10 protein-coding genes are annotated in these 9823 nt (G+C 71.8%); 3 read left to right on the top strand and 7 right to left on the bottom strand.

Annotated features, from left to right (window positions below):
- The first annotated feature begins 134 nt into the window (after window positions 1–134).
- Complete coding sequence (locus ACFWVE_RS00225; protein WP_384006524.1) at window positions 135–965, top strand: EI24 domain-containing protein; 831 nt, start codon at window positions 135–137, stop codon at window positions 963–965.
- Between the two features lie 210 nt (window positions 966–1175).
- On the opposite strand, the gene ACFWVE_RS00220 is transcribed toward ACFWVE_RS00225, so the two are convergent.
- Window positions 1176–2150: an aldose epimerase family protein gene (locus tag ACFWVE_RS00220; protein ID WP_384006522.1), complete on the bottom strand. Its 975-nt coding sequence runs from the start codon at window positions 2148–2150 to the stop codon at window positions 1176–1178.
- Window positions 2151–2165: 15 nt separating this feature from the next.
- Window positions 2166–3095: an SGNH/GDSL hydrolase family protein gene (locus tag ACFWVE_RS00215; protein ID WP_384006519.1), complete on the bottom strand. Its 930-nt coding sequence runs from the start codon at window positions 3093–3095 to the stop codon at window positions 2166–2168.
- Between the two features lie 332 nt (window positions 3096–3427).
- On the opposite strand from ACFWVE_RS00215, the gene ACFWVE_RS00210 reads away from it, so the two are divergent.
- The gene (locus tag ACFWVE_RS00210; RefSeq protein WP_384006516.1) at window positions 3428–3922 is read left to right on the top strand and encodes a DUF3145 domain-containing protein; all 495 of its coding nucleotides are present in this window, start codon (window positions 3428–3430) and stop codon (window positions 3920–3922) included.
- Between the two features lie 106 nt (window positions 3923–4028).
- On the opposite strand, the gene ACFWVE_RS00205 is transcribed toward ACFWVE_RS00210, so the two are convergent.
- From ACFWVE_RS00205 to fasR, 5 genes are all read right to left on the bottom strand, one after another.
- On the bottom strand, window positions 4029–5300 hold the full coding sequence (locus tag ACFWVE_RS00205) for a beta-ketoacyl-[acyl-carrier-protein] synthase family protein (protein ID WP_384006514.1): 1272 nt from the start codon (window positions 5298–5300) through the stop codon (window positions 4029–4031).
- An 85-nt stretch (window positions 5301–5385) separates the two neighbouring features.
- The gene (locus ACFWVE_RS00200; protein WP_004988657.1) at window positions 5386–5634 is read right to left on the bottom strand and encodes an acyl carrier protein; all 249 of its coding nucleotides are present in this window, start codon (window positions 5632–5634) and stop codon (window positions 5386–5388) included.
- Between the two features lie 101 nt (window positions 5635–5735).
- The gene (locus tag ACFWVE_RS00195) at window positions 5736–6737 is read right to left on the bottom strand and encodes a ketoacyl-ACP synthase III (RefSeq protein ID WP_384006511.1); all 1002 of its coding nucleotides are present in this window, start codon (window positions 6735–6737) and stop codon (window positions 5736–5738) included.
- Window positions 6738–6758: 21 nt separating this feature from the next.
- Entirely contained in the window at window positions 6759–7703 is a 945-nt protein-coding gene (locus tag ACFWVE_RS00190) for an ACP S-malonyltransferase (RefSeq protein ID WP_384007051.1), read from the bottom strand.
- An 89-nt stretch (window positions 7704–7792) separates the two neighbouring features.
- Complete coding sequence (gene fasR, locus ACFWVE_RS00185; protein WP_384006508.1) at window positions 7793–8998, bottom strand: fatty acid biosynthesis transcriptional regulator FasR; 1206 nt, start codon at window positions 8996–8998, stop codon at window positions 7793–7795.
- 74 nt (window positions 8999–9072) lie between these two features.
- On the opposite strand from fasR, the gene ACFWVE_RS00180 reads away from it, so the two are divergent.
- A complete protein-coding gene (locus tag ACFWVE_RS00180) occupies window positions 9073–9729 on the top strand; it encodes a pirin family protein (RefSeq protein WP_384007048.1) in 657 nt (218 codons plus the stop codon).
- Window positions 9730–9823 lie beyond the last annotated feature (94 nt).

The raw sequence follows: 9823 nt of genomic DNA, 5'->3' as shown, positions 1-9823 counted from the left end.
GGTTCTGGGCGCGCTGGGGGGCAAACACCTCTTAAATTTTTTTATACACTCTCTCCCCCGTTCGGGGGGGGGTGGGCCCTACCTCCCCACCCGCGCCCGACGACACGCCGACGACAGGCCCCTATAGTTCCCCCATGCGCGATCTTGGGGTGGGTTTCCGGTATCTCCTGAAGGGCCAGCGATGGGTGGCCCGGCACGGCAAGCAGTACGGTTTCGGCCTGCTGCCGGGGCTGGTCACGCTGGTGCTCTACGCGGCGGCGCTGGTCGCGCTGGCCCTGTGGGGGCCGGACTTCGTCGGCTGGGCGACACCGTTCGCGGACGACTGGTCCAGTCCCTGGCCCGGTCTGTTCCGCGGCCTGCTCACCGTTCTCCTCTTCGCGCTCGGCCTGCTGCTCTCCGTCATCACCTTCACCGCGGTGACGCTGCTCATCGGCCAGCCCTTCTACGAGAGCCTCTCCGAGAAGGTCGACCGGGACGTCTCGCCCGACGGCACCGCCCCCGAGTCCGGTCTGCCGCTGTGGCGGGAGCTGTGGATCTCCGGCCGGGACAGCCTCCGTATCGTCGTACGGGCCCTGCTCTGGGCGGTGCTGCTCTTCGCGCTCGGGTTCGTCCCGTTCGTCGGGCAGACCGTCGTACCGGTGATCGGGTTCATGGTCACCGGGTTCTTCCTCACCGAGGAGCTGACGGCGGTGGCCCTGCAGCGGCGCGGGGTCGAGCTGCGGGCGCGGCTGGCCCTGCTGCGGGGCCGCAGGACCCTCGTCTGGGGCTTCGGCACGCCGCTGGGGCTGGCCTTCCTCGTTCCCTTCGTCGCCGTGTTCCTGATGCCGGGCGCGGTCGCCGGCGCCACCCTCATGGCGCGGGACCTGCTCGGCGAGGAGACCGGGGACGACGACGGAACCAAGGCGCCCGTAACGCCGGTGGCGTCGTCGCAGCCGCCTCCGCCGATCCGCCGGGACGGGTACTGAGCGCGGGGCGTGGTGACCACATCGTGGTCCTTTGTGAAGGGTTCGTACGAACCCCTGACCGAGTGCCCGATCGCGGACCGCGGGATCACCGCGACGATTACCGTCTGAACCGGGGTAGTTCCCGCAGGCCGGGGTATTCCTCCGCATGAGCAGCCCCGGTCCGGGACCCTGACCCCGGACCGGGGCTCATGTGTGTCACCCCGAGGCCCGCTAGCGCCGCACCGCGAAGCCGTACACCGTCTCCGAGCGGAACGTCCCGCCCGGCCGCAGGACCGTGCTCGGGAAGTCCGGCCGGTTCGGGGAGTCGGGGAAGTGCTGCGTCTCCAGCGCGATGCCGGCGCCGGGAGCGAAGGGCTCCCCGATGTGGTCGGCGGTGTAGAGCTGCATCCCGGGTTCGGTGGTCGCCACCGTGAGCACCCGCCCGGACGCCGGGTCGTACAGTTCGGCGACCTCCACCGGCGTCGGCGTCACACCCTTGTCGAGCACGAGATTGTGGTCGTACCCGGTGCCGGTCCTGCGCGCCTCGCGGAAGTCGAAGCGGGTCCCGGTCACCTCCTGGTGGTCGCCGGCCGGGATCAGGTCCGCGTCGACGGGCGTGAACCGGGAGGCGGCGATCCGCAGTTCGTGCCCGGCCGCGCTGCCGGAGCCGGCCAGGTTCCAGTACGAGTGGTTCGTCGGGTTGACGACCGTCGGCGCGTCGGTCACCGCCTCGTACGCGATCCCCAGGGCGCCCCGCTCGTCCAGCGTGTACGTCACCGACATCTCCAGGCGGCCCGGGAAGCCCTCCTCGCCGTGCGCGGAGACCAGGGTGAGGCGCAGACCGTGCGTGACCGGCGCCACGTCCCACACGCGCTTGTCGAAGCCGCGCTCACCGCCGTGCAGCGAGTTCGGCCCGTTGTTCGCCGCGAGCGTGTGGACCCGGCCGTCCAGCGGGAAACGGGCGCCCGCGACGCGGTTGGCGTACCGCCCGACCAGGGCGCCCAGGTACGGCTCCGGATGGGCGAGATAGCCGTCCAGGCCGGGGAAGCCCAGCACCACGTTCCCGGACCGCCCCTGACGGTCCGGTACCTCGACGGACTGCACGATCCCGCCGTACGACAGCACCCGCACCCGTACGCCGGCCCGTTCCAGGGTCCAGCGGTGCACCGGAGTGCCGTCGGAAAGTGTGCCGAAGAGTTCGTTCATGTGCGAAACAATAAGTCACGGCTTCGCCGCCGTGACCGTACGGTGGGCGATCTCCGCCAGCCGGGCCTGACCGTCGACGCTGGGGTGGAACCAGTCCCAGCGGCTCAACTGCGCGGTGCCGAACCTGTACTCGTACACCGCGCCACCGTCGTAGCGGCACCGCTCGTCCGCGGCGCAGACCTCCTCCAGCGCCTTGTTGTACTCCTCCACCCGGCCCCGCACCGTCTCGCGCCGCTCGTTCGCCGCCGCGTCCAGGGCGTCCGGATCGCCCAGCATCGACGGGCAGATGCCGAGCTTCCACACCTCCTTGCCCATCGCGCTGGTCCGCCCCTGCGACCACAGCCGCTTCAGGTCCGGCACGCTCGCCACGTACACCTGGGTCTTGGGCAGCGACGTGCGCAGGGTGCGTATCGCGTCCTCGAAGTCCGCGCGGAAGTCGGCCACCGGCGTCATCGCCGACGCCGTGGCCCGGCAGGCGTCGTTCGCCCCGGCCATCACCGCCACCAACTCCGGTGCGCGGCCCACCGCCCGGGCCATCTGACCGGGCAGATCCGCCATCCGCGCCCCGGTGACCGCGTAGTTCCAGCTCCGCTCGGCCGCCCCCGCCGGGCCCAGCAGCCGCACCGCCAGACTGTCGACCTTCTCGCTGCCGCCCGTCGCCCACGACACCTCGGGGCAGTCCGCCAGCACCGAGCACGCGTCGAAACCGGTCGTGATCGAATCGCCCACGGCGGCCACGGAGGCGGGGCTGGTGTCCCAGACCGGCGTGGGCGACGGAGCCGGCGCGGACTTCTTCGCCCCGGTGCCGGACGGAGCGGCCTCGTCACCGCCGACGGCGTCACAGCCCGCGACCCCCAGCACGGTGGCGGCCGCCACGGAGGCGAGCACGGCTCGCGACCGGCCGCCCCGCGCGGACCGCACCCTCCACCGCGTCCCCTGGTCCATCCCGCAGCCTCCCCGCACATCGTCGTCACCGTCCCCCATGCATAACAACGCACGGGAGTTCCCGCCTGCCCGGGACGACCGGCCGCCCGCCCGGAACGGCTCATGCGGAACGGCTCGGACGGAACGTCACCCGTGGACCGGCTCACACGATCCGGAGCCGCCCCCCGGGGTTGTCGTCCTGCCGGGTGAATGACGGAAGTTTCCGGGTACCGGGACGGACGGTACGTCACACTCCTTCCCCCACCACACGGTAGCCTCGGCCACGACGGGGCCCTCCCGGCCACCCGCTGATCGGCCCTTTCCGACCTGTCCAGCTCTGCCCGGAGGTTCCGGTGACGACACGTGGAGTCCTGTACGTGCACTCCGCGCCGCGCGCGCTGTGCCCACACGTCGAGTGGGCCGTCGCGGGGGTGCTCGGCGTGCGCGTCGGCCTGGACTGGATCCGGCAGCCCGCCGCCCCCGGCACCTGGCGCTCGGAGTTCTCCTGGAAGGGACAGGCAGGCACCGCGTCCAAGCTCGCCTCCGCGCTGCGCGGCTGGCAGCTGCTGCGCTTCGAGGTCACCTCGGAGCCCTGCCCCACCGCCGAGGGCGAGCGCTACAGCTGCACCCCCGACCTCGGCATCTTCCACGCCGTCACCGGCATCCACGGCGACATCATGATCCCCGAGGACCGGCTGCGCGCCGCCCTGGTCAGGTCCCAGCACGGCGAGACCGACCTGGAGGCCGAGATCGCCAAGCTCCTCGGCAAGCCCTGGGACGACGAACTGGAACCCTTCCGCCACGCGGGCGAGGGCGCCCCGGTCCGCTGGCTCCACCAGGTCGTCTGACCACCGCCGTCCCGTGTAGTACCGCGCACCCCCCGACACGCCGAAGGGGCCCCACCTCGTGAGGTGGGGCCCCTTCTCACGTACGCACGTGGCGCACCGGCGCCGGTCAGACCGACCGGAACGCCAGCACCACGTTGTGCCCGCCGAACCCGAACGAGTCGTTGAGGGCGGCGATGCGGCCCTCGACGGGCAGCTTGCGCGCCTCGCCGCGGACCACGTCCGCGTTCGCCTCGGCCTCGGGGTCGATGGCGGCGACGTTGATGGTCGGCGGAGCCACCCGGTGGTGCAGCGCGAGCACCGTCGCCACCGACTCCACGCCGCCGGCACCGCCGAGCAGGTGCCCGGTCATCGACTTGGTCGCGGAGACCGCCATGTGGTCGACGTCGTCGCCGAACACCTTGCGCAGTGCCTTCAGCTCGGCGATGTCACCGGCCGGCGTCGAGGTGGCGTGCGCGTTGACGTGCACGATCTCGGACGGCGCCAGGTCGGTGGCGTCCAGCAGGTTCTGCAGGGCGTGCGAGATGCCGCGGCCCTCCGGCTCCGGCTGCACGATGTCGTGGCCGTCGGCCGAGATGCCCTGGCCGACCGCCTCCGCGTAGACGCGGGCGCCGCGCGCGGCGGCGTGCTCGGCGGACTCCAGGACGATCACACCCGCGCCCTCGCCGAGGACGAAGCCGTCCCGGCCGACGTCGTACGGACGCGAGGCGCCCTGCGGGTCGTCGTTGTTCTTGGACATCGCCATCATGTTGCCGAACGCGGCGATCGGCAGCGGGTGGATCGCCGCCTCCGTGCCCCCCGCGACGACGACGTCGGCGCGGCCGGAACGGATCATCTCGATGGCGTAGCCGATGGCCTCCGCGCCCGAGGCGCAGGCCGAGACGGGCGTGTGCACGCCCGCCTGGGCGCCCACGAGCAGGCCGACGTTGGCCGAGGGGCCGTTCGGCATCAGCATGGGGACGGTGTGCGGGGAGACGCGCCGGACGCCCTTCTCCCTCAGCACGTCGTACTGGTCGAGCAGGGTCGTCACGCCACCGATGCCGGAGGCGATGACCGTGCCGAGCCGCTCCGGGGCGACCCGCGGGTCCTCACCGGCCCTGCCCTCGTAGCCGGCGTCGGCCCACGCCTCCTTGGCCGCGACCAGCGCGAACTGCGCCGAGCGGTCCAGGCGGCGGGCCTGCGGCCTCGGCAGGGTCTCGGTGGGCTCCACGGCCACGCGGGCCGCGATACGGACCGCCTGGTCGGCGGCCCACTCCTCTGTCAGGGCCTTGACACCGGAGCGTCCGGCGACCAGACCCTCCCAGGTCGAGGCCGCGTCGCCACCCAGCGGTGTGGTTGCGCCGATACCGGTGACGACCACGGTGCGATTGGTCGAGCTCATCGGAATTCTTTCTCCAACGGATTACGAGGATTCATACGGCGCCACCGCCGGGTGGCGGGGCCGGGGCTCCCGGCCCGAGCGTTGCTCAGGCCTGGTGCTTGAGGATGTACTCGGTCGCGTCCCCGACCGTCTTGAGGTTCTTGACGTCGTCGTCCGGGATCTTGACGTCGAAGCGCTCTTCGGCGGCGACGACGACCTCGACCATGGACAGCGAGTCGACGTCCAGGTCGTCGGTGAAGGACTTGTCCAGCTGGACGTCCTCAACCGGGATGCCGGCGATCTCGTTCACGATCTCCGCGAGACCGGCGACGATCTCTTCCTGAGTGGCGGCCATGATGGCTCCTTCGCTGTGATTCATGAGGGTGTGGCGCCTGCCGCGACAGCGGCAGGTGGTGCGGTTCCCGTACCGGACCGTGGTGATCCGGCACGGAGTGCCTAGGGGAGAGTAACGACCGTTGCGGCGTAGACGAGACCCGCCCCGAAGCCGATGACGAGCGCGGTGTCGCCGCTCTTCGCCTCGCCGGTCGCCAGGAGCCGCTCCATCGCGAGCGGGATCGAGGCGGCCGAGGTGTTGCCGGTGGTACGGATGTCACGGGCGACCGTGACATGCTCCGGCAGTTTGAGGGTCTTCACCATCGAGTCGATGATCCGCACATTGGCCTGGTGCGGGATGAAGACGTCCAGCTCGTCCGAGGTGATCCCGGCCGCGTCCAGCGCCTGCTGGGCGACCTTCGCCATCTCGAACACGGCCCAGCGGAACACCGCCTGGCCCTCCTGGGTGATCGCGGGGAACTTCCCGACCTCGCCGTCACGGTAGTCCGTCCACGGCACGGTCTGCTTGATGACCTCGGACTTGTCGCCCTCCGAGCCCCACACGGTCGGGCCGATCGCGGGCTCCTCGGACGGGCCGACGACGACCGCGCCCGCGCCGTCACCGAACAGGAAGGCGGTGGCCCGGTCCTCCAGGTCGGTCAGGTCGCTCAGCCGCTCCACGCCGATGACGAGCACGTACTCGGCGGAACCCTCCACCACCATGCCCTTGGCGAGGGTGAGGCCGTAGCCGAAGCCCGCGCAGCCGGCCGAGATGTCGAAGGCGGCGGCCCTGTCCGTGCCCAGCAGGTCGGCGATCTCGGTCGCCACGGCCGGGGTCTGCTTGAAGTGCGACACGGTCGAGACGACCACGGCGCCGATCCGCCCGGCGTCGATGCCCGCGTCCGCGATCGCCTTGCCCGACGCCTCGACGGACATCGCCGCGACGGTCTCCTCGGGCGACGCCCAGTGCCGGGTCTCGATGCCGGAACGCGAGCGGATCCACTCGTCGGACGAGTCGATCGTCTCCAGGATCACCTCGTTCGGCACGACCCGGGTGGGCCGGTATCCGCCCACACCCAGGATGCGGGCGTACGGAGCGCCCTTGGCGGGCTTGATCTTCGCCATGCGGATTCTGCTCCTAGGGCGTCAGGCGTGCTCGGCTACGAGCGTGCGGGCGGCGTCGAGGTCGGCGGGGGTCTTCAGGGCCAGCGTCTTCACGCCGGGCAGCGCACGCTTGGCGAGGCCGGTCAGGGTCCCCCCGGGGCACACCTCGATCAGCGCGGTCACCCCGAGCTCCTTGAACGTCTCCATGCACAGGTCCCAGCGGACCGGGTTCGCCACCTGGCCGACCAGGCGCTCCAGGACCCCGGCACCGGTCGCGACCGCCGCGCCGTCCTTGTTCGACACGTAGACGGCCTTCGGGTCGCCCGGCGTCAGGTCCTCGGCCGCCTTCGCCAGCGTGTCGACCGCGGGAGACATGTGGTGGGTGTGGAAGGCGCCGGCCACCTTGAGCGCGACGACCTTGCGCACGCCCTCGGGCTTGTCCGCCTCCAGCGCCGCCAGCTGCTCCCTGGTGCCGGCCGCCACGATCTGGCCCGCGCCGTTGACGTTCGCCGGGGTCAGCCCCAGCTTCTCCAGGTGCGCCACGGTGACGTCCGGGTCGCCGCCGAGCAGCGCCGCCATGCCGGTCTCGGTGACCGCGGCGGCGTCGGCCATGGCCAGGCCCCGCTTGCGGACCAGGCTCAGCGCGGCCGTGTCGTCGAGGACCCCCGCGAACGCGGCCGCGGTGAACTCGCCGACGCTGTGACCGGCGACCGCGCCGGGCGCGACCTGGGCGACCGCCGAGGCGGCGTCGGCCGCACCGGCACCCAGTGCCGAGACGGACAGCAGTCCCGCCGCGACCAGCAGCGGCTGGGCGACGGCCGTGTCACGGATCGCGTCCGCGTCGGCCTCGGTGCCGTAGTGGGCGAGGTCGAGTCCGATGGCGTCGGACCAGGCGGCGACGCGGTCCGCGGCACCGGGAAGGTCGAGCCATTCAGTCAGGAAGCCGGGCGCCTGAGCACCCTGGCCGGGAGCGACGAGTACGAGCACTCTCACACTCTCTCTTGACGACGGCCGAAGCCGCCCGTGGGGACAGGGACGAAGAACACGAGGGGGTTTTGTGGAACCCCGACAAGAAGCTAGAGCTGAAGATCGCCGTCGACCAGACGCCCCAGGATCAGAGCGATCCGCAGTGTGAACGCAGAGCGTACATCGGAGGGTGACCATCCGGTGACGTCTGTCACACGTCGGAGCCGGTAACGCACGGTATTGGGGTGCACGAACAGCATCCGTGCGGCCCCCTCGAGACTGCTCGCCTGCTCCAGATAGACGCTGAGCGTCTCCAGCAGTGCGGCCCCGGCCTCCTCCAGCGGTCTGTAGATCTCCTCCACCAACTGTTCGCGGGCCGCGGGATCACCGGCGATCGCCCGCTCCGGCAGCAGATCGTCGGCCAGCACCGGACGCGGCGCGTCCTCCCAGGCGGAACACGCCTTCAGACCCGCCGCGGCGGCCTGCGCGGACCGGGTCGCCGCCTGGAGGTCCGGCACCACCGGCCCCGCCACCACCGGCCCCTGCGCGTACGGTCCGATCAGGGACTTGGCGACGGCCAGCGGGTTGTCGCTGCCGCCCGCGATCACCACCAGCCGGTCCCCGAGCACCCCCGTCAGCACCTGGAGCTTGGCGTGCCGGGCGGCCCGCCGGATCGCCTCCACGGTCAGTTCCGAGTCGCCGTTGGGCGCGGTGCCGAGCAGCACGCACACGTGCTCCGGCGAGTTCCATCCCAGGGCGGCGGCCCGGGACACGGCACCCTCGTCGGCCTCGCCGCTGAGCACCGCGTTCACGACCAGCGACTCCAGCCGCGCGTCCCAGGCACCCCGTGCCTCGGCGGCCTGCGCGTACACCTGCGCGGTGGCGAACGCGATCTCCCGCGCGTACACCAGCAGTGCCTCGCGCAGCACCGACTCGTCGCCCGGCGCGGCCACCTCGTCGATGGCGGTCTCCATGACCTCGATGGTGGTGCGCACCATCTCCACGGTCTGCCGCAGCGTGATGGCCCGGGTCAGCTCGCGCGGCGCGGTCCCGAAGACGTCGGTGGAGATGGCCTGCGGCGCGTCCGGGCGCCGGAACCACTCGGTGAAGGCGGCGATGCCCGCCTGGGCGACCAACCCGATCCAGGAACGATTCTCCGGGGGCATCGCCCGGTACCAGGGCAGTGTCTCGTCCATCCGCAGGATCGCCTGCGCGGCGAGGTGGCCGGACGACCTCTCCAGCCGCTTCAGCGTCGCGGCGTGCGGGTGGGCGGGGCCTGCGGCGGCTTCGGGCATGCTGGTCTCGGGTTCGGGCACGGGGACAAGACTGCCTTATCCGGACGGGTGAACGGGCCGCCGGGTCCACGGGGCAGGTCTACGGTGGACCGGTGATGCACGTACGGCGCGCGCACGAGCGCTATCAGGGCGGCGATCCGGCGGCCGGAATCGAGACCCGGCACGCCTTCTCCTTCGGCCCCCACTACGACCCCGACCACCTCCGCTTCGGCGCGGTGATCGCCTGCAACGAGGAGCGGCTCGCCCCCGGCGCCGGCTTCGACGAGCATCCGCACAGCCACACCGAGATCGTGACGTGGGTGGTGGAGGGCGAACTGACCCACCGCGACTCCACCGGCCACGAGAGCGTGGTCCGCCCCGGCGACGTGCAGCGCCTGAGCGCCGCGTCCGGCGTGCGGCACGTGGAACGCAACGACGGCCCCGGGCCCCTGACCTTCCTCCAGATGTGGCTGGCTCCGCTGGAACCCGGCGGCCACCCCTTCCACGAGGTCGTCCGCGGCATCGCCGACTCCACCCCGTACGCCCTCCCCGGGGCGGGCGCCATGCTCCACGTCCGCCGGCTGACGCCGGGGGAGCGGACCGCCGTACCGGACGCGGCGTACGTGTACGCCCATGTGGTGCGCGGTGAGGTCCTGCTGGACGACACCCGGTTGGGTCCGGGGGACGCGGCCCGTCTCACGGACACGAAGGACACCGAGGCGGTCGCGGTGACCGGGGCCGAACTGCTGCTGTGGGAGATGCGCGGTGTGTGACTAGTGCGCGGGCACCGTACTGGGTGAGTGTCTCTGCCCTGCGGATGAACGACTCTGATTGATCTCGCTGGTTCAGCGCGATTGTCAGAGGCAT

The organism is Streptomyces sp. NPDC058632, from assembly GCF_042717095.1.
Classification (GTDB): Bacteria; Actinomycetota; Actinomycetes; order Streptomycetales; family Streptomycetaceae; genus Streptomyces.
Note: the sequence above shows the minus strand (reverse complement) of the source record. Positions and strands in the feature narration are given on the sequence as shown.

Bases quoted from the DNA above. Each gene is read 5' to 3' on its own strand.
- ACFWVE_RS00205 (WP_384006514.1), bottom strand. From the start codon at position 5,300: ATGAGCTCGACCAATCGCACCGTGGTCGTCACCGGTATCGGCGCAACC.
- ACFWVE_RS00215 (WP_384006519.1), bottom strand. From the start codon at position 3,095: ATGGACCAGGGGACGCGGTGGAGGGTGCGGTCCGCGCGGGGCGGCCGG.
- ACFWVE_RS00195 (WP_384006511.1), bottom strand. From the start codon at position 6,737: ATGGCGAAGATCAAGCCCGCCAAGGGCGCTCCGTACGCCCGCATCCTG.
- ACFWVE_RS00220 (WP_384006522.1), bottom strand. From the start codon at position 2,150: ATGAACGAACTCTTCGGCACACTTTCCGACGGCACTCCGGTGCACCGC.
- ACFWVE_RS00225 (WP_384006524.1), top strand. From the start codon at position 135: ATGCGCGATCTTGGGGTGGGTTTCCGGTATCTCCTGAAGGGCCAGCGA.
- ACFWVE_RS00200 (WP_004988657.1), bottom strand. From the start codon at position 5,634: ATGGCCGCCACTCAGGAAGAGATCGTCGCCGGTCTCGCGGAGATCGTG.
- ACFWVE_RS00180 (WP_384007048.1), top strand. From the start codon at position 9,073: ATGCACGTACGGCGCGCGCACGAGCGCTATCAGGGCGGCGATCCGGCG.